Origin of the sequence: Thalassoglobus polymorphus (genome assembly GCF_007744255.1) — a bacterium.
GTDB lineage: Bacteria > Planctomycetota > Planctomycetia > Planctomycetales > Planctomycetaceae > Thalassoglobus > Thalassoglobus polymorphus.
The window spans coordinates 4535389-4557051 of sequence record NZ_CP036267.1; the positions used below are offsets into that span (position 1 = coordinate 4535389).

Genomic DNA, 21663 nt, shown 5'->3' on the forward strand with positions numbered 1-21663 from the left:
ATGAAAACTATTCGACTACGTATTGCCTACGAGGGGACCAACTACGCTGGTTGGCAAACTCAACCAAATCAACGGACGATTCAAGGTGAAGTCGAACGCGCCATTCAGAAATTGACGGGACAACCTGTAAGCCTGCTCTGCGCTGGCCGGACCGATTCCGGTGTTCATGCATTGGGACAGGTTGCAAGTTTTCGCAGCGACTTCAGTATCCCACCCAACCGATGGCGACCGGCGCTGCAATCAAAACTCCCTGACGACATCGTCATTCTCGAGTCGGACGAAGTCCCTGAAGACTTTCATGCAACGTTTGCTGCGAAATCGAAGCGGTATCGATACGTGATTTATAACAGCGTTGTTGACCATCCATTCTGGCGACGGTTCGTCTGGAGAATCAGTCAAAAACTGGATGCCGAGGCAATGAATGAAGCTGCCCAAAGTCTCGTCGGGAAGCATGACTTTCGAAGCTTTGAATCGCACTGGCCAAACAAAGCGACTTCAATCAGGACCATCAAAGAGTTATCGGTTCACCGGAGTGGTCAATGGGACTTGTGGTCGCCAGAGCATACGCGAAGCCAATCCAGGAGCGAACTTCAGAATCAGCCACAGAGTGATGACGGCGACTTCATTTGTCTGGAAATTGAAGCTGATGGCTTCCTCTATAATATGGTGAGAACCATCATGGGAACCCTGGTCAATGTTGGTCGCGGAACCTGGACTGCCGCCGATATAGAAAGAATTCTCCATGCCCAGGACCGAACGATCGCAGGCGGAACCGCGCCGGCATCGGGACTCTTTATGGCACAGGTTTACTATGATGTGTAAAGCGAGAGAATTCCAAGAGCTGCATACACTTTGGGGTCGATGCAGGTTTTCGAAGTCTCTTTACGTTTCAGCCAAGCTTTGATTTTCTTCATCGGAATGACATGCACTTTGATGTCTTCCGTTTCATCGCCGCCACCCTCTTCGACTTGCTCAACATCGCAGGCTAAATAAAAGTCGATCATTTCGGTGGTCATCCCGGCTGAAGAAGGACCGGAGAAGATGTACTCGAAAGTTTCCCCAACAAACCCGGTTTCTTCGATCAGCTCACGACGCGCGGCGGATTCAAACGACTCCTGTTCTTCACCGGCAATGTCCCCTGCTAAGCCTGCAGGAAGGTCTACCACTTTCTTTTGAATCGGTGGTCGGAACTGTTCTGTGAGAACCAACTGCTGATCCGTCGTGACGGCGACAATCGCGACGACTCCTGTCCCCTGAGTCCGCGAGGCAAATTCCCAATGCCTGCGCTTTTGCAGTTGCAAATGTTTGCCTTGGTAGAGTGTCTCGATCTCTCTTTTTGCCATCGTGGGAAGCCGATTCGATTTGCGTTTTAAGCAGCGCGGTTTTTCACTGCGTGAGTCGTCGAATCCGTATTGCTCAATCGGTTCACGAGAACTTCAGCAGCTCGCTGCACACCGCCTGTTTCAACAATCGCTTTCGCGATGACAGTCAGTTGTTTTCGAGTCTCTTCAACTTTCTCCGGGTGCGAAATCCATTCGTCGAGCTCTGCGGTCATCCGGTCGATGTGTCCACTTTTCTGTCGCACGAGCGGATACTCCGGCATGATTGCTCGATTCGCAATCAGATTCGGAAGAGACATGTAATCGACTGTCAGCAACGCTTTGCAGAGAATGCATGTCATTAACGTTCCACGGTACATGACGATCGCTGGAGTTTTACGAGCGAGAAGTTCCAGGCTGACAGACCCGGAAACAATCAGGCAAAAATCGGCAGCCTCAATCACTTCCGCAGTTTTGTTGAGATGCAGATTGATTGGCAGCTGAGCACCATATTCATTCAGAAGTTCGGAACACTTGTCGAAGTGCCATTGTTTGTAGCAGGCAACTTGAAACTGAATGTTCGGATGTTTTTCATAGAGCGCGGTCATTACGTCCAGCATGACTGGGAAGTTGCGGAGGACTTCCTGCTTTCGCGATCCCGGGAGAATCCCGATTGTTTGCAAGTCGTCCGAAGCCATCTTCGCGAGAGTTCTGTTGTCGAGTGGATGCTCTGCGACTTCGTCAAAGAATGGGTGACCGACGTACTCAACATCCACGCCATGCTTTTTGTACCACTCAGCTTCGAATGGAAGGACTGAAAGCACACAGTCGACAAAGCGGTGAACTTTTCGAATCCGCCAGGGAGCCCATGCCCAAAGTTGAGGTGGACAGTAATAGTAAACGGGAATTCCAATTTCTTTGGCGGCTCTGGCAATCCACCAGTTGAACCCGGGGAAATCGACGAGAACCACCGCGTCGGGCTTTTGGAGCCGCAAATACTCTTTGGCATCCTGAACAAGCCCGTAGAATTTGCGAATCAGAGGCAAAACCTGCCCGATCCCCATCACTGCCAAATCAGTCAGTTGATACAGGCAATCAAAACCCTCAGCCTGCATTTCGGGTCCACCGAAACCACTAAAGCGAGCATCTGGTATCCGTCGAGAAAATTCCCGCATCAACTCAGCGGCATGCTGATCGCCACTCGGTTCACCTACAGATAAAAAAACGTGCATCGCTGCGTCCCTGCATCCACGACGTAATGAGATTTCCTCCAATTCTATCACAGAGTCAAAAACATGGCAGCGCGAGTTTTTGTGCAGAAAACAGCGGCTTTATGATAAAAAAAAGCCGAATCGGGGCGTCGATTCGGCTCTGAAACGTCAAAATCAGTGAGATGCTCAGACGCTCACATTGATCTCGTATCCCTTGCGCTGCTCACGCTCTTGCATGGCGCGAGCGGAAGAGTCGTTCGTAATTTCCTCTTTCCTGGCGTCCCATTCGAGGGTTTTATCCAAGCGAATCGCGATGTTGGCCAGGTGGCAAGTACTCATCGCCTTATGATGAGTCCACACATCAGAGATCGGCTTTTCGCGAGTCTGCACACAGTTGATGAAGTTCTCCATGTGGCTGGTCGGTTTGCCACCATAGACCTTTTCGATCGCACCATCGGGAAGCGGGTTCTCCGCGAGGTCTTCAAATGGTTTCCCTTTAATGGCACTGCGAGAAACGTGAAAACGGCCTTTTGTGCCTTCGAACAGAATTCCGTTCCCATCTTTTGATTCATTAACAATGTGCATTTCGACACCATTTCCGAACATGACTTTGACATCGAATTCGGTCGCAGCGTTGTAACGGTCGTCGAGTTCCGGCATCCCGTTTTTGAACGGAACCGGGTGCTTGTGGCTAATCGGCTGAATCAGGGTCGGTCCTTGATCCGGAGCTTGCTGGTCAATCGCCCACTGTGCGATATCAACATGGTGTGCGCCCCAGTCTGTCATTTTCCCACCGGAGTATTCGTACCACCAGCGGAATTCATAGTGACAGCGAGATTTCCCCCAGCGACCATTATCTTTAAAACGGAAGTCAACCAAGGGAGTTTGGCCCAGCCATTTTTCCCAGTTCAACCCTTCTGGAACTTCCGCAACTGGGATCGGCCCGCTTCCTGTTGATCCACCGATATTGCAGGTCACTTTCTTGACGTCCCCGATGCGACCGTCGCGAATCATGGCAATGGCTTGCAGAAATCGCTGCCCCATTTCGGTTCTCTGTTGAGTCCCGACTTGGAAAACCCGTTTGGTCTCGTTGAGGACCTTGATGATTTGTTTTCCTTCGTGGATCGTCAACGTTAGCGGTTTCTCGCAGTAGACGTCTTTCCCAGCTTGCATTGCTTCGATGGCAATTTTTGAATGCCAGTGATCAGGCGTCACAATGGTGACAAGATCAATGTCATTTCTTTCGAGGATTTTTTGATAGTCTTCATAGACATCGACGTCGGTCGGGCGTCCCGCCTTCTTGTGAATGGCCTGAACTTTTTTCCTTCCTGCTTGAGCATGATTGGCATCGACATCGGCAACTGCGAGGCAATCAGCAAAGACATACGCAGCTGGTCCAACTGCATTCCAGCGGCTTCCCGTTCCTATTGATCCGACCGTCATGCGTTCGTTCGGACTTTTTGCGGCAGCTTCTGCTAAAGTCATTTTTGTTGAAAACCAGTAGGGCATAGTCGCTCCGGCTGCGGCTGCCAGCGTGCCGGTTTTCAAAAAATCACGGCGAGTCGATTGTGGCGTTTTCAAAGATCGCTCCTGCTTGAGTGGTTCGTTTGTTTATATAATTGTTGAACTGTCGAGAAACCAGCTGCCTCACCAAAAAGTGTAAGCCACCTGAGGAAATAAAATCTAACTGAGTAAGTCGCTAATATCATCCGAACGGATTTCGGCATTTGAAGATGTCACACAAGCTTCAATGCCTTCCACTTCTCCGTGACCTCCAGTCCCTTGACCAGCGACCTGACAAAGGCTCTTCTTTCTGTTGCGGTCTTTACGCCACGAGAGAGATGATAATGTAACGCATCTGTGACCAGTGATGCAAAATAGTCCAGAAAAATGCCAGCGATTCAATGATGACAATGCCAATACTTCAGCCTTTCAGCTGGTCCCAGCGATCGCTCGGTTCGAAAACGCTTCTTCTGATCATGATGTTCGTCTTTGCTAACTCGGCTCGAATTGAAGCTCAGGAGAACCTTCGGGCGCGTCAGCTTCAGCAACTTGAATTCTCGATGCAGGCCAATGCCGAGCTGGGACAAAAGTCGTTTGTTGCAATTGCAGTCTCGCAAACCGAGCTTCAGCAAACTGATCCCGCAACTGTGTTTGAAAACCTGCTGAACCCCGAGAGTGGTCAATTGCCAGCGAGTGTCGGCGGCGGAGTTGTTGTCGATGTTCAAGGGGCTTCGATAAAAGTGCTCACGACAGCTCATCTTCTGGATCACTTTTTGCAAACTCCAGAAGGAAGTCCTGCATCGAAAATCTACGTTCGATTTGGGACTCAAGAGACAGCAATCGCAAGGGTCATTGCTTCAGATCCGCGCAGCGATCTCGCGGTGCTTCAAGTTGAACGAACTCGATTTCAAAAGGGGACGGTCGAGATCGTCGCTGTTCGATTCCCCAAGAATTTCAATCCGCGAAAAGGAACTTTCTTCTCCGCAATCGGAACTCCCTGGTCCCTTGCAAAGGATGGATCATCGAGTATTCAACTGGGCCTAATTTCAAATTTGAGCCGAAGGCAATCTCAAGACAACTCGACTCCGGTCGTCGAACGAACTCTTCATGATTTGGGAACTTTGCTCGAACTCTCCCATCTTGATCCACAAACGTCGAGCGGGACTCTCCTGCTGAATTTGAATGGAGAGTTTTGCGGGCTTGTCACATCAATTGCAACGCCTGATGACCAACGAGTGACCTCGTCTTACGCCATCCCAATGACGCCCGGAATTGTCAGAATTGTGAATGAATTAAAGCAGGGTTACGAGGTGAACTACGGTTTCCTGGGTATCAGTCCAGAAACCTCACGCCCCGATGAGCTTCAAGGTCTCGACCTCAAACATGAGGCTGACACGGCAGTGATCGTTTCCCGCGTTGCCAGAAACTCCCCGGCAGAAAAGTCTGGAATTCAACGTGAAGATTTCATTCTCCAGGTCAACGGAACTCCCATCGGAACGAACTCAGATCTCGTGCGCGAGATCGGATTAGTCGCACCGGGGGAGTCGGCAGAGATAGTGCTCTATCGAATCAACGAAGGTGAGAAACGAATCTCGGTCAGACTCGGCAAGTGGCCGATCTATGACGACTCAAAACTTGTCGCGACACAGCAGGAATTTCCAGCTTGGAGAGGTCTCGAAGTCGATTACCCGACCGGGCGGAGACGCTATTTAAGGGACCGTTTTCTCTCGGAATTTCCCAATGGTGTCGTCGTCTCGCATGTCGAACCAGAGTCACTCGCGGCTCAGGCCGGCCTGCAAGTTGGGCAGTTTATTCAGAGTGTTGCCAGCCAAATGATCAGCTCGCCCGAAGAATTTCATGCTGTGATGAAAGAGCAAAACGGAGAGGTTTCAGTCTCTCTTGCCTCCGGATTGGAAATCATCATCGAAGCTCCTTAAAAGCAATTCCCGTTCTTTTGTGCTCCGGGAAGATCGCGATTTCCGGTTCATGACCACTCTCTGATTCAAGGCATCATTGATGATTTTACGAATGGCGAGCCAGTCTCTATCAGGAAATCCCTTGAGTATCATTTTGCGGGACGATCGAGCAAACTCAGCGACGCTTGACGAATACGTCACCGGTCACTGAAATTTTGACCACGTTGGCAGGATGCGCCCTCGCTGAGAAATTTTCGTTTTTTAATATTCTGAAACTTGTTGCGAACTAAACAGGTATCAACTGCTGTTAAGGGAATACGAGTGTCGGAGGAACCTGTGGATCTCGCTCAACGCTGCCTCGCTGGGGATCAGAACGCGCTGCGCGAATTTGTTGAAGTTTTTCAGCAACAGGTTTTTGGCCTCTGTTTCAGGATGTTAGGCCACCGACAGGATGCGGAAGATACTGCCCAGGAATCACTTGCGCGTGCTGTGAAATACCTGAAGAGCTGGGATTCAACACAACCACTCCGGCCTTGGGTGTTGAAAATTGCCGCAAATCGATGCCGGACAGCACTTGGCAAGCGAGCCAGGCTTCCAAAGACGGTTGGTGAATCGAACGATTTCGGAGCAGAATCAGAGCTTCCGCAACTAGGATTAGCTGAGGAATTGAATCAGGCGTTGGATGTTTTGAAAGACGAACACCGAGAATGCTTCGTTATGTTTTATCAGCAGGAACTCAGCATTCAGGAAATTTCAGCGATTCTGGATGTTAAGGAAGGCACAATTAAAACGTGGTTACACAGAAGTCGAAAGCTCCTCGCGGAGCATTTAATGAAACGCGGAATTGAACCAAATTCACATTAACTCACCCCGATAACTGACTACAGTACCTGACCCCGGTAACTGTCCACGGTCACCGAACGATCGGGAACCACTTGTCAGTTGAGGAATTGGTTGCTGAGAATCAACGGCGCAGCAACCGCAGTTCACAGAGTGACTTTCAAAGCTCGTTAGAACACGACGATGAAATTTGTTGGAACAGAGATTGGAAGAGAGTGATGACAACTTGCGAAACATTTCGACAACGACTCGACCAACGGGTCGAGGAACGGGACGACTTGACCCCGGAAATTGTCGACCATTTCCGCTCTTGTGATTCGCCAGAGTGTCAAAATCACTTTGCCGAGTACCAACTCTTGAACGCAGCTATTAAAGACTGGAAAGCAGTTCTCCCGCAAATCGATTTTGTTGACGCCGTTGTCGGTGATGTCAAACCTACCATGAAACCTGTCATGGTTAACGCACCAACTCCGCCTCAGGCTCGTTCACAATTCGAGTCCTTAAACCACTCTCAGAGTGCTGAGTCCAGAACAACTTCTCTTGTTTCACTAACGACTGTTCTCGCAGTTTTGTCGTTGTGTATTCTTCTGGTAATTGGAACTGTCCCGAGATCAATTCGGCAAGTCGCTCAAAATCCGCCCGTTCAGGAAACATCGCTGGCTACGAACGGCATCGAAACGGACGTCGAAAAGAATGAAATGCAAGCCGAAGCAGAACTCCGTGAACTTGGTAAGACTTACGGAAGTTGGGTTCAGGGAGCTGCAAACAAGCTGACGGACACAATGTCTGTCGGATTCAACGACGCTTCCGTTCAACCGAAAAAGTCGCACGACTGGTTCACGAATCTGTCCGAACAGATGGAACCAATTGAGTCGAAACTTGACGCCACTTTCAAGCTGATCCTGGAAGAGAATTCTTCAGAAATGGACGACCAGACGTTTGCTCCGACTCGCAGTCAAAACGAGTACTTGGGGTTATTCCTGTCGAAATCGATGTCCTTAAAGCCGTTGTTCACTTTGATGCTTGTGTAAGTGTATTCCTCAAGCAACGGTGCTTTTTGCCCCGGGGCCGCTGGGAATCCATAATTCTCCACACGAACAGGCAAGCGAGTTGTTTTCTCAAAGAAAACACGAGTGAGATGATACGGAAATTGTTTTCTCGGACGCGGGTGTGACACTTCCACAACTTCGCAATCTGCCCCGCCAATCTTTGCGTTCGGGTAAAATTTGACGTCAACCTCACCGTATTTGGATTCGAGTTCCCATTGAGCAATGACGAGCTGAATGAGATTCTTCATCCCCGCTTGAGTAATCGGATACCGAGTTTCTGCCATCACCTTGGGGCTATTCACCGCAAGCGAAACGGTCCCGACCAGTGACGAAAGCCCACTCGCTTCATGTGCGAGCAGCTTCCCCTGATTCTGCCCAGCGACATATAACACTTCGCGTCCGGGAGCGGGATCAATGAATTTCAGGTAGACGCTAAACGGTTGGTGACGCATCCGAAAGAGTGTTTGTTGAGTCACAAGCTTATTGTTGACGAACTCACGTCGAGTGAATTGACACTCATAATCCTGAACACGATTCAGAACGGCGAGAGATTCGTTCGCCATCTTGAGCGCTGGCGCGAGTGGGTGCTCTTTGGTTTGCTCCTGTCCGAATGCTGGGCTGTTCAGAAACAAGCTGCACACAATAATTGTCTTCAGGCTTGATTGAAGCACGTTGGGCAATCTCCTCATGGTCGCACTCTTTAACGTTTCAGTCATGAAGTCCATGTCATTCAACTCCAGAACCGGCCCGAAGACCTCTGGAACCACCGCTTTTCTCAATGCTTGAGAGAGCAACTTCAGGTTTCAGGATCAGTTCTAAAACATCATTCGAATTGGTGTTCAGATTCTACCTCGTGGTGAACAGCAATTTTTATCCAAGAAACGTGTTCTTCACGGGACACGGCAGAGCAAACTGTACTAACGATGCTCTTTCTGTGATCTGTCCTGAATCATGTCTCATCTTAGTTTTGCTCTAGAACACCTTCGTGTTTCTTGGGTCCGCGAACTGAGCGTCTTGTCAGGTGATTGGCTGTGTGCCACGAGACAGCACTGCGACACCTTTATCAAAACCGCTCTAGAGTCCTTGAGAACTCGTACGCGAACCTGAAATTGGCTTTTCAAAGTTGTCTTCTCGAAGACCGAGAAAATTCTTCACCATAAAAATTTTCGGCAAGAAACTCTTTTGCTCTCGCCAAACCTGCTGGATTGATCTCAAACTTCCAGTGAATCAGGGCGGATTCAGGAGTCGTGCAAGCGGAACTTCGAATCCGCTCACACTCTATCTGAAAGGGTTGTCATTGAATGGAACGACGAAAACCTCGTCAGGTTCAGTTCGACCTCTTCGCTTCTGTACTCGATTTGAAGAGACTTTGCTTCAGCCGGAATCCTGATTCACACATTGTATCCTACAGATTTTCGCTCCAAGCGGGAGAGGAATATCGACAATTCGCCCCCTCAATCAGTCTGATCTGAAAGATTCTCTGTTTCTCGATCTGTGAAATCGCATGTCAAGATCTCTTTCAGCCCGAAACCTGGACCGCCTCAGAGACTTATTGACTCAATTTTCGAAACCGCCGTATACTCCGAGCCTGTCTTCATGATTCAGAATTGACTCGGCGACTCCTTCGGTTTCCGTATCTTTTTTGAATCCCTCCAGTTACGACAATTCGTCGTGTCCATTTCCCCATCCTGACCTCAACTCGCGAACGGATTCCGAGTGTCCCCTACCCGACCGCATTCCGCTGGATGCGTACTGGTGATGCTTTGCTGCTGGCTAAGCATCTCGGGATCGTTGTCTGCACAGACAGCCCCGGCTGGACACTCTCTTGGTTCGCAACCCTCTACGGATTCAGGGGTTCAGCAGATTGGGACATCGAACCCATTACTGGAGCCGATTGAAATTCAAGTTTCAATCGCAAGCCAGATTCCCAGTGACAAAGAAAAAATCCTGCTGCTTCGTGGTCCCTGTAAAATTACGAAAGGGGCGCAATCCTGGTCGTCCCCGCAAGCGGTCATTTGGCAAATCCAGAATGCCTCGGGAAAAGGGGGCCGGATCATTGCTTATCTCGACCATACTCCCGAAGTCTCCCCTGTCATGCAGGAACAGGGACATCGAGAAACACGACCCTACTTCTTTCTTGAACTCGAAACGGATGTCTCGATAGCCTATTCAGGCCCGGTTCCGGTTTCCGTTCCGGGAGCGAAAAATGATCCTGTTTATTTGAGAGCGGTTGAGCATCGCAAAAAATCTACTGGATCAATCCAACAGGTTCAGAACACGACTCTGGCTCAAGCTCAGTCGGGGCCAGCGTTGCCAATGCTGGGGTCACCGTATCGTCGTCGCGTCACGATTGGCCCACGATTCCTTGGTGAACGCTTTCAAGCGAAAGCAGACTTCATCGAGAGTTCGGTTCAGCCAGAATATGTGATCACAGTCACGGGCGGAGTCAATATTGTCATTGACAATGTCCCGTTGACAATCAATGGTCAAACATTTTTGACACGCATTGACCTGAGCGCAGACCGGGCTGTCGTCTGGACTGACGCCGATCGAATTGGCGACCTTGAAGGCTTTGAGATTGACGAGAACACCCCGTTTGAAGTCTTTCTGGAAGGGGATATTGTTGTCCGCCAGGGGGCGAGTAAAATCAAAGCTTCTCGTGCATTTTACGACATCAGTCAGCGACGTGGCCTACTCGTTGACGCAGAAATTCGCACGCAAGTCCCGGAATACGATGGCTCGATTCGTTTACGAGCAGCTGAAGTTCGTCAATTTTCCGCGATGAATTTCCATGCTCGGAATGCGTATTTCACAACAAGCGAATTCGGACAACCCAAGTACCGCATCGAGTCGAGTGACATCTTCCTCGAAGAACGACCTTCGATCTTTCCGAATGCGATCGACCCGGCAACTGGACTGCCTGACCCCAGCACGCTCTGGATCACCAGCCACAACAATCGACTCTTCATTGAGAATGTCCCGGTCTTTAATTCTCCATATTTGACTGGACCAGCTGAAGACCCACGTATCCCGATCACTGAACTCAATTTCGGCTACTCCGGTGTGTTTGGAGCTGAACTTGAAACTGCGTGGAACCTTGAAGGACTTCTCGGTCTGGAGTTACCTGAAGGGACCGATCTCAATCTGGAGGTCGATTACTTTTCAGAGCGAGGACCAGCAGCCGGTCTTCAATCGGAGTACGATTCGTATGCAACATTGTTTGGCGCTCCCGCACATCACTCAGGGATGAGCCACTTCTATTACATCCATGATAGCGGAGTCGACAATCTGGGGCTGGGCCGAAGAAGCCTCGCTCCGCCTAATGAAAACCGAGGCCGCATTCTCTGGAGAAACGAGACGGAACTGACCCCGTTCACTTCGATCTTCGCTGAGGTGGGGCACGTCTTTAACAACGACAGAAACTTTCAGGAGCAATGGTACGAAGAAGAGTGGGATCGAGATAAAGACCTGGAGAACAAGATCTCTCTGGAACATCAATACGACAACCTCACGACGAGCATCACCGGAGCGATTCGGTCGAATGATTTCGCGAACCAGACCGACTGGCTCCCGAGGGCAGACATCACTCTTCTCGGACAACCGGTCTTCAATTCTCCCATCAATTGGAGCATGCATTCCGCAGTTGGTTATGGAAGATTACACCAGGCATCTCCCCCACCAGACCCTGTTGCTGACCCGTTTGTTCCTCTGGACTACTTCGCAGACTCCGAAGGGCTCGTCGCTCATTCACGTCATGAATTAACCCTGCCCTTCAATGCTGGACCTGTGAAAGTTGTCCCATATGCCTTAGGCGAAGTGGCTCACTGGCAAGAGGATCTCACCGGTCAAGACTTGACTCGCTGGTATGGAAGTGCCGGGGTTCGAGCAAGCCTTCAGTTTGCCAAGTACATGCCACACGTGCAAAGTTCAATCCTCGGTCTGAACGGTCTTGCACATAAAGTGACATATGATCTCGACTACTACTTCGCAGAAGCGTCCGAAGACCTTGACCGTATTCCGCAGTACAACGCATTCGATGAAAACGCCCAAGAGAGATTTCGGTCTCGCTTCCAGGTCCTCGAATTCGGGGGCGTTTTACCAGATGTCTATGATCCCCGATTGTACGCCGTTCGATCAGGTGCGGGACGATCGGTCACCGCCCCCTATAATGAACTCGTCGATGACCAACATGCATTGCGGTTAGGAATGCGTCATCGTTGGCAAACTAAAGTTGGTCCTCCGGAGAACCCGCGTATCGTTGACTGGATGGAACTCGACTTGGGGCTGACTTATTTCCCCGATGCAGAAGAAGATAACTTTGGAGAAGACTTCGGATTACTGACGAGCCGCTACGCCTGGCATGTTGGTCCTCGAACATCTGTCCTGGCAAGTGGAGCGTTTGACTTCTTTGACATGGGGCAACGAGTCTGGAATGTCGGGCTCCTCAGCCAGCGTTCCGAACGAGGAAGCATTTACTTCGGTTACCGAAACCTCGAAGCAGGCCCGGTTGAAAGCCAACTTCTCACGAGTAGTGTTTCTTACGTCATGACCCCGAACCTATATGTCGCAACTTTTGGAGCTTCATATGACATCGCCGAGGGGATAGACCGGGGCCAATCGCTCACGGTCACCCGCATCAGTGAGAACTTTCTACTCCACTTCGGTCTCGGATACGACCGTAGTAAGGACAACGTTGGTGTCGCTCTGTCTCTCGAACCAAAGTTCGGAAGCTTCGGTCGAGGATCAATGCAACTCAACTCCCTGCTCGGGATCGACTAAAGCAGCTTGCTCTACCGGGAGCCCTGCTGATCGTGGTTCACCTGCAACATTGCTGCATCACGAAACCGAACGAAATGCCCAGCATGCAAATCTTTCTCAGATGATTTTCAATGCAGGCCGTACCAATGTAGTTCGCTGCATGACTTCGTAGACGACTCTTCACAAGACAACAAAGAACGTGAAGTCCCAGAAGGATCCCGGCGTTATTTTCGCTTCGCTTCAGCGTCATCATCTTTGGCGACGCTTGTCTCAAAGAGACGGGTGCACTGGTACTGGAACGCATCGTCATGAAGTAAGGAAAGTTTTTTGTGTGAGTTGATGATGTCGAAGCCATTAGGGGTCTTAGATTCAGTGAGCTTTGCCAATCGCTTCACTTCATCGAAGATCCCCTCAAGGATAGCAGCGTACTCAGCATCTGAATTAATCATAGCACCACCTCGACGACTCCAGTGTAGTCAACACCTGGAGCATAAAATCCAATTTCTTTAGGCCGGGAGTAATCGTGAAATGCTCGCCAGAAACTTTTTAAATTATCCACCAGAAACAGGTGGACTCCCTTTGCTTTCCAATCATTTGAGAAAGAGTAGTCTTCAATCAGCACTCGATTTTCAATGGACTGGTTGATGTGGAAGTCCTTGCCGACGAGAACCGTGAGGTCAACGTCGTTTGGTGAGTCTCTGCTTGTAATGAAACTGCCACCAAGAATGATCCGCTCCGTTTGTGCAGATCGACAGTGATGAAGCACCTCTTGGAGTTCCTTCATCAGGTGGCTCCGCCTCGGGGTCCCCCCTCCAAAACGTTCTCGAAATTCATCGATTGAACACTTCAATGTTGCTGGAAGATACCCACACTCTTCAAACTCTGGGAGTGAGCATCCAAAGCCTTTGGGCGATACAAGTGCTGTTCGAATCTCGGCACATGCCTTTTCGATTGACTGCCGTGCGTTCCAGCCTTTGGAACGAAACTCGGAGATCAGCGACAGAAAAGCATTATCGATGTCAGTCCGCGATTCCGCTAGAGCCCTCTGGTCAAGTTCGTCCATCTTTACGCTGCTTGCCGTTCTCCAGGTTCATCCAGGTCAGCGACATCCTTCTGGTTCTTGACAATTAATGCTCGCAAGAACTCCTGTAATTCACTCATCTTTAAGTTTGCACAAACTTGCTCCAGGTCAGTGGGACTGATGTCTTCCAGAAGTCTTCCAGATTCTGAGGCCTTCCCTATGAGCCAAGTTTCAAACTGAACACCTGCCTGTACCAATAAGCGCCTGGATTCTTCGGGTAATTTCAAACGTTCCATGCTCGACCTGCGTCTTGGTTGTGTGAGATTCCGTTCACATTAGAAATGATACGTATAGTGAAGAAGTTCCAGCAAGGTGAATTTCACTCGTTCCGTTTCACGTGAAACGGCTGCAATCTTGGGATTCTGTGTCGGGTTTGCTAGAGTCCGGACAGAAAATTTCAGCGAACGGTCTTCGGAAGATGACATCGCGATCTTGGATTAGGCTTCAAAAAGGAGACAAGAGATGGCAACACCTGTGAATGTGGGAATGATTGGATACGGGTTCATGGGACGCGCCCATACTAACGGCTACAAACGCTGCCCGGACTTCTTTCCCGAATTGAGGCATCAACCTGTTCTAAAGGCAGCTTGTGCTCGAAGCGAAGACAAGATTCAGGCTTTCGCTGACCAGTGGGGGTATGAGTCCATCGAAACGGACTGGCGAAAGCTCATTGCTCGCGATGACATCGACGCCATCGATATTTGCGTGCCGAACAATCTGCACAAAGAAATTGCCATTGCTTGTGCCGAAGCTGGCAAAATGATCCTTTGCGAAAAGCCACTCGCGATGAACGTCGCCGAGGGTGAAGAAATGTGCAAGGCGGTCGAGAAAGCAAAAGTCCCACATACCGTATGGTACAACTACCGTCGTGTTCCCGCTGTCACCCTGGCGAAACAGATCATCGAATCAGGCGCCCTGGGACGGATCTTCCACTACCGGGCAAACTTCCTGCAGGATTGGACAATCTCGGAAGATCTTCCACAGGGAGGGCAAGCACTATGGCGACTCGATGCTGAAGCAGCTGGTTCTGGAGTGACAGGTGATTTGCTCGCTCATTGTATTGATACAGCGATCTGGTTGAACGGGACCGTCAGCGATGTTTCCGCGATGACGGAAACCTTCATCAAAGAGCGAGTGCATCAGGCAACTGGTGAGAAAACCAAAGTAACCATCGACGATGCGTGTGCCTTCATGTGCCACTTCTCGAATGGGTCGTTAGGGCTGTTCGAATCGACCCGATACGCTCGGGGGCACAAGGCCTTATACACGCTTGAAATCAACGGCTCGGAGATGTCACTTCGCTGGGATCTTGAAGACCTGCATCGCCTGGAAGTTTTTGACCACAAAGACGAAGGCGCACTCCGTGGCTGGAAGAGTGTGCATGTGAGTGACCATGGAGGTGAGCATCCCTACATGGACAAGTGGTGGGTGCCTGGATTGCAGATCGGTTACGAACACTCATTCGTACACCATGTCGCAGACTTCATGAAGAGTCTCGATGAAGGAAAACCTTGCGGACCGACATTCCGCGATGCACTCGAAACGCAAAAAGTTTGCGATGCAGTTCTCACAAGTGCAAAAGAACGCTCTTGGGAAAACGTGTAATTTTTAGAACCAGTCCGAAAACCTCTGGAATAGCCGCTTCTCTCAACGTTTGAGAGAGCGGTTTCAAGTATTAGGATCAGTTCTAATTTTGCCGTTTTGCCTCACACTTCGAAGTGTGAGGCAAATGGCGAAATGACTTTGATTAGACTCGTTCGTGTGCGATCAGATCTTCGTAGGTTTCTTTTCGGCGAATGACTTTGTATTCGCTTCCGTCGACCAGAACTTCGGTCCCACGGCGACGTGAATTATAGTTGCTGCTCATGACTGTCCCGTAAGCTCCTGCACTGAACGTGGCCAGCAAGTCACCACGTTGGACTTCCGGGAATGGTCGAGATTTCGCCAGATAATCGCACGACTCGCAAACCGGACCAACAATATCGGCAGGTGGGCAACCTTCGAGTTCTGCTTCGAAATCTTTCGGAGGTGCGACAGACGGTTTGACTGGCCAGATTTTATGGAATGAATCGTACATCGCCGGACGGACAAGGTCGTTCATCGCAGCATCCTGAATCACGAATCTTTTGCCCCCTTCGTGCTTCACAAAGACAACTTCGCTGACGAGGATTCCCGCGTTCCCCGCAATGGAACGTCCCGGTTCCAATGCCAGACGACATTCCGCTTCTTGAACGAACGGGACAATCACCTCTGCGTATTCCTGGGCGGTCGCTGCTTCGTCCCCTCGATAATTCAAACCGAACCCGCCTCCCAGATTAATCCAGTTTGTTTGATGCCCCTTCTTCCGGAGTTCGCGAACGATATTGAGGGCTTTCTCAGCGGACTGCCGGTATGGGTCTGTCGTGTTAATCGGCGAACCGATGTGCATGTGAATCCCGCGCAACTCAAGGTAAGGGTCAGCGAGGACTTTGTCAGCGAGCTCATTATGCCGCTCAAAGTCCATCCCGAACTTGTTCCCCTTCTTGCCAGTCGTGGTTTTCGCGTGGGTCTTTCCATCGACATCCGGGTTGAGTCGCAAAGCGACAGGGGCCACTTTTCCCATCTCAGCAGCGATTCTTGAGATCGCATCGAGTTCAGGCTCGCTCTCCACATTAAACATGAGGATATCGTTCTCGAGTGCGAAGCGGATTTCTTCATCCGTCTTCCCGACACCTGCAAAGGCAACCTTTGTCGTATCTGCTCCAGCTTCTCGCACACGAAAGAGTTCGCCACCACTCACAACGTCGAAGCTGCAACCTTCCTCATTGAGAAGTTTCAGGATGCTGAGATTGGAATTCGCTTTGACGGAATAGCAGATCACGGGATCAACTGCAGCGAAGGCTTCTTGGATTTGACGGTATTCATTGACCAATTTAGATTTAGAATAAATCCAAATTGGGGTTCCAAATTCCTGACTCAAGGCAGAAACTGAAACTTGTTCGCAAAAGAGTTCGCCGTCTTGATACTGAAAAGGGTCCATTTTTATACTTCATTTCGAGAGTTTTGATCTGCCTGCCAGATCATAGCAGTCTGGATTTTGTCCTCAATGGAGAAGGAATTTCGGATTGAACCACAGCGGGTTTGACCGCAGATGATTTGTGTCAGTAAACTTTACTTTTGAACACCTGAACATCGCATCAAACTGCTATGATGTAAAATAGTGAGTCAATTTCAAGGAGATCTTTTGGCTGTCTTACAGCTCATCAACGATGAAAAAGAGAAAACGCAGTATGTGCTCGAGGGTGAGCAAATCGTACTGGGGCGGCATCCCAATTGTGAGATTGTTCTACAATCCGGAGTTGTGAGCCGTCGACATGCTCAGATTCTTGTAAGTCATGGCACGTTTTACCTCGAAGACTTGCGAAGCCGAAACGGGACTTACGTCAACGAGCAAGTCATCTCGGGTCGACACGAATTGCAGGAAGGCGACCAAATCCGCTTGTGCGACGTCGTTCTCACGTTTGCGTTTACTCCATCCGCACTCATTACTGCCACAAACCAGGTTGGATCTGAAGCAGTCGCTAAAACTTTGGAAGTGAGCAATTCCGAAATTTTGAACCTTTCCAGTTCCGTTGAAGAGAGTCGGATGTACCTCCCTCAGGAAGTGGAGGCCGAAGAAAGCTTCGACAGTTCGACGTCCATTCGCAAAGTGGCTTCGTTCAACAATGAAGAATCACTGGTTGACCCAAGCGTCAAGCTCCGTGCAATTCTGGAAATCACCCAGGCAATCGGGCGCGAACTCAAGGTCGAAAAAGTTCTCCCGAAGATGCTCGCGACGTTATTCAATATTTTCCCACAGGCCGAACAGGGATTCGTACTGCTGCGAGACAATGAGCTGAGCAAGCTTAAGGTGAAAGCAAGCCGTGCTCGTGGACAGCAAACGGTCGACAATGTTGCGGTCAGCATGACAGTCGTCCGCCATGCGATGCAAACTCGTGAAGCGATTCTCAGCAAGAACGTCTCGGATGATTCACGATTCAAACAAAGTACCGCACTGTCGCGCATGCAGATCCGTTCCATCATGTGCGTTCCCATGGTCACCCCTGAAGATGAGGGAATTGGCGTCATCCAAATCGTCACACGTGACGAGCAGCAGGCGTTTTCCGAAGAAGATTTAGACCTGCTCGTCAGTTTAGCATCGCAAGCCTCGCTGGCTGTTGCGAATGCGAGATTGCACGAAGAAGATCTTGTGCGTCGCGAAATCGAACGTGACATGGAATTCGCCACACAGGTGCAGCTCGGCTTTCTGCCTAAATCACGACCGAAAGTCGACGGTTACACATTCAGCGATTTTTATGAAGCGGCGTTGAGCGTCGGCGGTGATTACTTCGACTACATCAAACTCCCGGATGGGAGGCTTGCTATGGCAATTGGTGATGTCGCCGGAAAAGGAATACCGGCTGCGTTGTTGATGGCTCGGCTCTATTCTTCGACACGCTTTCAATTGCTCACATGCCCAACTGTTGCAGATGCAGTCTCTGGATTAAATGAAGAAATTTCTTCCAGCGGTCTGGGGCATCGCTTTATCACCTTCTTAATCATGGTGATCAATCCAGAAACCCACACAATGGAAATCGTCAACGCAGGACATTTGACACCGCTTGTGAGGAGTGCGAATGGCTCAGTCAAAGCGGTGGGCAAAGACGATTCCAACTTGCCGTTGGGGATCGTTCCAGATTTAAAATACAAATCCTCCACCCGTTCAATAGCCGAGGGCGAAACTCTAATCGCCTTCACGGATGGAGTCACCGAGGCGATGAACAAGAAGAAGGAAATCTTCGGAACCAAGCGGCTCCAAGAACTTTTCAAGACGTTGCCCGAAGAGATTCAACTCGTCATTGATGGTGTCGTCAACGCATCAGAAGAATTTGCGGATGGCATGAATGCACGTGATGATACCTGCCTGATTGGGGTACACAGGGCTGCTCAATGACACTCTCTGTGAATGATGTGCTCGCTGACGATGGGTACATTTCAAGGCGACTGCCGGGGTACGAACTTCGACAGGAGCAATTGGAAATGTCATCTGCCGTTGCGAATGCGATTCAGAACGGGGAGCATCTTGTTGCCGAGGCGGGTACGGGTGTCGGGAAAAGTTTCGCTTATCTGGTCCCGAGTATTCTCGCAGCTACGCAGCGAAAGAAAGATGAACCACGCTGTCGAATCGTTATCAGTACACATACGATTAGCTTGCAAGAGCAGCTGTTTCAGCGAGACATCCCATTTTTGAACGCGATTTTACCAGTAGAATTTTCTGCGGTTTTAGTCAAAGGGCGAGGGAATTACGTCAGTTTGCGGCGTCTCAAGGGCGCCTACGAACGAAGTACGTCACTCTTCGAAACCGAGGAGATGCAACAGCTTCAACAGATCCATCAATGGTCACAGCACACTGAAGACGGGTCCCGTTCTGATCTAGGTTTTTCTCCGTTGGCGACCGTTTGGGATGAAGTACGAAGCGATCATGGAAACTGTCTGGGACGACGTTGCCCGACGTACGATGACTGCCACTACTACAAAGCTCGGAAGCGGATTTGGAATGCCGATATCCTGGTCGTCAATCACGCCCTGTTTTTTTCCGATTTAGCATTACGCCGGGAAGGAGCCAGCCTGCTCCCTGAGTATCAAGTTGCGATTATGGACGAAGCCCACACTTTGGAAGATGTGGCAGCTTCGCACTTGGGATTGGCGGTCACGAATGGACAGTTCAGCTACCTGTTTGGCAAGCTTTATAACGACCGCACGCAAAAAGGAATTCTGCTCGAACACAATTTGATCGAATGCCAGCAACTTGTCAGTCGCTTGCGGTTCCTGGTTGATGACTTATTCGATCGTATAGATGTTTGGAGAAATGAATCAGGCCATTCGAATGGTCGAGTTCGTCGACCGCTTGAGTTCGAAAACCCTGTCAGCACCGATGCCAGCGAACTCGCAATGATGATTCGTCAATACGCCTCGAAGCTGGAATCAGAAGAACAGCGAATCAATCTCAATTCCAATGCTGACCGCCTGGACGGATTGGCAATTTCACTACAAAGTTGGCTCAAACAAACAGAAGACGAAGCGGTTTACTGGGTGGAGACAACGGCTGGACGTAACCGAAACGTCAAGCTGCTTTCATCGCCGATTCAAGTTGGCACGACGTTGCGAGATGAACTCTTCTCGCAGACGAAATCGGTCATCTTGACGAGTGCAACTCTTTCTGTCGGAAAACAAGACTTCAGTTTCTATCGAGACCGAATCGGACTCAGCAAAGCGAATGAACTCAAGCTGGGATCACCGTTTAACTACAAGAAACAAGTCAAGTTGATCCTTGCCGATAACATGCCTGAACCGGGAGAGAACCCTGGAAATTATGAGCAGGCTGTCGCATCGAAAATTCAGAAGCATCTCGAAGAACTCGATGGCGGAGCGTTTGTTCTATTCACCAGTTATCGAATGTTGCGAAGTTGCTCCCAAAAGCTGAATCGCTGGATGGTGGAGCAAAATCGAATGTTGCTCTGTCAGGGTGATGGAATCCCAAGAACAACATTACTCGAACGATTTCGAAAAGACGGGAATGCGGTCCTGTTTGGAACCGAATCATTCTGGCAAGGGGTTGATGTTCCGGGGGATGCATTGAAAATGGTCATCATTACCAAGTTGCCATTTAGTGTTCCGGATCACCCTTTGCTCGAAGCTCGCGTTGAAAAAATTCGCGAGAATGGCGGGAACCCTTTTACTGAGTATCAGGTTCCTGAAGCAGCAATCAAACTTCGCCAGGGATTTGGACGGTTGATTCGCACAGCCAGGGACTCTGGAACAGTTGTGATTCTGGACCCAAGAATACGCACCAAGGCATATGGTCGAATCTTTCTTGAAAGTCTGCCAGAGTGCGACCTTGTGATTAGCTAGAGCATCCTTCGAGTTGGTTCGCAGGATCTGCCTCGTGGCGAACAGCATCATAACTAGAGAAATGCGTTCTTCACGGGCACACGATAAAGCAAACAACTCTAAAACTAATCCTGAAACTTGAAATTGCTCTCTCAAACGTTGAGCAAAACAGCTGTTCCAGAGGGTTTCGGACTGGTTTAAAGAAAGAGATTGATATAAAAAAAGAGACCGGAATCCGAAGACTCCGGTCTCTCATAATCTTAGCAGGCGTTTTAGTTACTACTCAACATGGGGACGAAGAGTTCGTCAACTTTGCCTGATTTGATCATACTTAGTTGCAAGCTCCGAGTGGAGCAGCACAGTTTGGTGCACATGCAGCTGGAGCTGCACAGGCTGGCTCACAAGCTGGAGCACATCCTGTGTTGACAGGTGCACAGCAGCCTTTGTCGCGTCGGAGGCAGCTACCGAGGTTGCTGCAGCGATCTCGCATGCTTTTTGCCCAGCCCATGATACGTCGTTGGCGACGTGGCTTCTTGCACTTGGTTACAGGTGCACAGCAAGCTTCTGGTGCTGGAGCACAGCAAGCTGCAGCGGCTGCAGGTGCTGCACAAGCTGGTGCACATGCAGGAGCACATGCTGGGGCTGCACATGCAGGAGCACATGCATTGCCGCAAGGAGCGGCACAGTTAGGGGCACAGGCATTGCTACTTGGTGCAGCACAACCTGGGTCACAAGGGGCTGCACAGCTAGGGTTAGCGTCACAGCAGGTTGGAGCTGGAGCACAGCATCCACCACGCCCGAACAGACCGGCATCAGCGACGTTAACGCTGGCAGCGATCAGAAGGGCAGCAGTCAAAGTTGTCCACTTCATCTTGAAATCTCCTCGACTTCGTCCCGGGGTTTTTAAATGTGGATTCCATCGTCCGATTCATACTTAAATCAGCTTTTTTGGAGTCCACCACTCACCATGAATGTTTTGGTCCACTAACCTTTAAATTCGGCTTCCGGAGAATTTCAGACGAGTTGCACTTCAAGAAAAGTGACACTATCCCCCAAGGCGGTTCCGGGAGTATCGAT

Annotated in this window: 17 protein-coding genes; 9 read left to right on the top strand and 8 right to left on the bottom strand. The window is 50.0% G+C overall.

All coding sequences use genetic code 11. From position 1 onward, the window contains the following. Window positions 1-822: a tRNA pseudouridine(38-40) synthase TruA gene (gene truA / locus Mal48_RS16325; RefSeq protein ID WP_145201880.1), complete on the top strand. Its 822-nt coding sequence runs from the start codon at window positions 1-3 to the stop codon at window positions 820-822. Here the strand turns inward: truA and Mal48_RS16330 are convergent. From Mal48_RS16330 to Mal48_RS16340, 3 genes are all read right to left on the bottom strand, one after another. Then, window positions 810-1343: an NUDIX hydrolase gene (locus Mal48_RS16330; RefSeq protein WP_145201883.1), complete on the bottom strand. Its 534-nt coding sequence runs from the start codon at window positions 1341-1343 to the stop codon at window positions 810-812. The two genes, truA and Mal48_RS16330, sit on opposite strands and share 13 nt — an antisense overlap. Before the next feature lie 26 nt (window positions 1344-1369). Beyond that, a complete protein-coding gene (gene lpxB, locus Mal48_RS16335) occupies window positions 1370-2551 on the bottom strand; it encodes a lipid-A-disaccharide synthase (RefSeq protein WP_145201886.1) in 1182 nt (393 codons plus the stop codon). Window positions 2552-2716: 165 nt separating this feature from the next. After that, window positions 2717-4111 carry a Gfo/Idh/MocA family protein gene (locus tag Mal48_RS16340; RefSeq protein ID WP_145201889.1) on the bottom strand — a complete coding sequence of 465 codons (1395 nt, stop codon included), beginning with the start codon at window positions 4109-4111 and terminating at the stop codon, window positions 2717-2719. A gap of 332 nt (window positions 4112-4443) precedes the next feature. On the opposite strand from Mal48_RS16340, the gene Mal48_RS16345 reads away from it, so the two are divergent. The 3 genes from Mal48_RS16345 (at window position 4444) to Mal48_RS16355 (ending at window position 7820) form a co-directional block, all read left to right on the top strand. Further along, a complete protein-coding gene (locus Mal48_RS16345) occupies window positions 4444-5970 on the top strand; it encodes a PDZ domain-containing protein (protein WP_197441763.1) in 1527 nt (508 codons plus the stop codon). Between the two features lie 300 nt (window positions 5971-6270). Further along, entirely contained in the window at window positions 6271-6813 is a 543-nt protein-coding gene (locus Mal48_RS16350; protein WP_145201895.1) for an RNA polymerase sigma factor, read from the top strand. Between the two features lie 194 nt (window positions 6814-7007). Next, window positions 7008-7820 carry a hypothetical protein gene (locus Mal48_RS16355; protein WP_145201898.1) on the top strand — a complete coding sequence of 271 codons (813 nt, stop codon included), beginning with the start codon at window positions 7008-7010 and terminating at the stop codon, window positions 7818-7820. On the opposite strand, the gene Mal48_RS16360 is transcribed toward Mal48_RS16355, so the two are convergent. Beyond that, complete coding sequence (locus Mal48_RS16360; RefSeq protein WP_145201902.1) at window positions 7745-8563, bottom strand: DUF1571 domain-containing protein; 819 nt, start codon at window positions 8561-8563, stop codon at window positions 7745-7747. The genes Mal48_RS16355 and Mal48_RS16360 overlap by 76 nt on opposite strands. 991 nt (window positions 8564-9554) lie before the next feature. On the opposite strand from Mal48_RS16360, the gene Mal48_RS16365 reads away from it, so the two are divergent. Next, window positions 9555-12617, top strand: a complete 3063-nt coding sequence (locus Mal48_RS16365) for an LPS-assembly protein LptD (protein ID WP_145201905.1) — start codon at window positions 9555-9557, stop codon at window positions 12615-12617. Window positions 12618-12820: 203 nt separating this feature from the next. Here Mal48_RS16365 and Mal48_RS16370 read toward each other — a convergent pair whose 3' ends face one another. Genes Mal48_RS16370 through Mal48_RS16380 form a run of 3 tightly spaced genes read right to left on the bottom strand, consistent with a single transcriptional unit; the run spans window position 12821 to window position 13913 of the window. Continuing rightward, a complete protein-coding gene (locus Mal48_RS16370) occupies window positions 12821-13045 on the bottom strand; it encodes a hypothetical protein (RefSeq protein ID WP_145201908.1) in 225 nt (74 codons plus the stop codon). After that, window positions 13042-13659 carry a DUF6932 family protein gene (locus Mal48_RS16375; RefSeq protein ID WP_145201911.1) on the bottom strand — a complete coding sequence of 206 codons (618 nt, stop codon included), beginning with the start codon at window positions 13657-13659 and terminating at the stop codon, window positions 13042-13044. Before Mal48_RS16375 ends, Mal48_RS16370 begins: the two co-directional genes overlap by 4 nt. Before the next feature lie 2 nt (window positions 13660-13661). Continuing rightward, window positions 13662-13913 carry a hypothetical protein gene (locus Mal48_RS16380; protein WP_145201914.1) on the bottom strand — a complete coding sequence of 84 codons (252 nt, stop codon included), beginning with the start codon at window positions 13911-13913 and terminating at the stop codon, window positions 13662-13664. Between the two features lie 226 nt (window positions 13914-14139). On the opposite strand from Mal48_RS16380, the gene Mal48_RS16385 reads away from it, so the two are divergent. After that, window positions 14140-15282 carry a Gfo/Idh/MocA family protein gene (locus Mal48_RS16385; protein ID WP_145201917.1) on the top strand — a complete coding sequence of 381 codons (1143 nt, stop codon included), beginning with the start codon at window positions 14140-14142 and terminating at the stop codon, window positions 15280-15282. 142 nt (window positions 15283-15424) lie between these two features. On the opposite strand, the gene lysA is transcribed toward Mal48_RS16385, so the two are convergent. Then, on the bottom strand, window positions 15425-16696 hold the full coding sequence (lysA, locus tag Mal48_RS16390) for a diaminopimelate decarboxylase (RefSeq protein WP_145201920.1): 1272 nt from the start codon (window positions 16694-16696) through the stop codon (window positions 15425-15427). Window positions 16697-16876: 180 nt separating this feature from the next. Here lysA and Mal48_RS16395 point away from each other — a divergent pair, with 180 nt between their 5' ends. The 3 genes from Mal48_RS16395 (at window position 16877) to Mal48_RS16405 (ending at window position 21524) form a co-directional block, all read left to right on the top strand. Beyond that, window positions 16877-18649: a SpoIIE family protein phosphatase gene (locus Mal48_RS16395; RefSeq protein WP_145201923.1), complete on the top strand. Its 1773-nt coding sequence runs from the start codon at window positions 16877-16879 to the stop codon at window positions 18647-18649. Next, on the top strand, window positions 18646-20607 hold the full coding sequence (locus Mal48_RS16400; RefSeq protein ID WP_145201926.1) for an ATP-dependent DNA helicase: 1962 nt from the start codon (window positions 18646-18648) through the stop codon (window positions 20605-20607). Before Mal48_RS16395 ends, Mal48_RS16400 begins: the two co-directional genes overlap by 4 nt. A gap of 485 nt (window positions 20608-21092) precedes the next feature. Beyond that, window positions 21093-21524: a hypothetical protein gene (locus tag Mal48_RS16405; RefSeq protein ID WP_145201930.1), complete on the top strand. Its 432-nt coding sequence runs from the start codon at window positions 21093-21095 to the stop codon at window positions 21522-21524. Window positions 21525-21663: the final 139 nt, after the last annotated feature.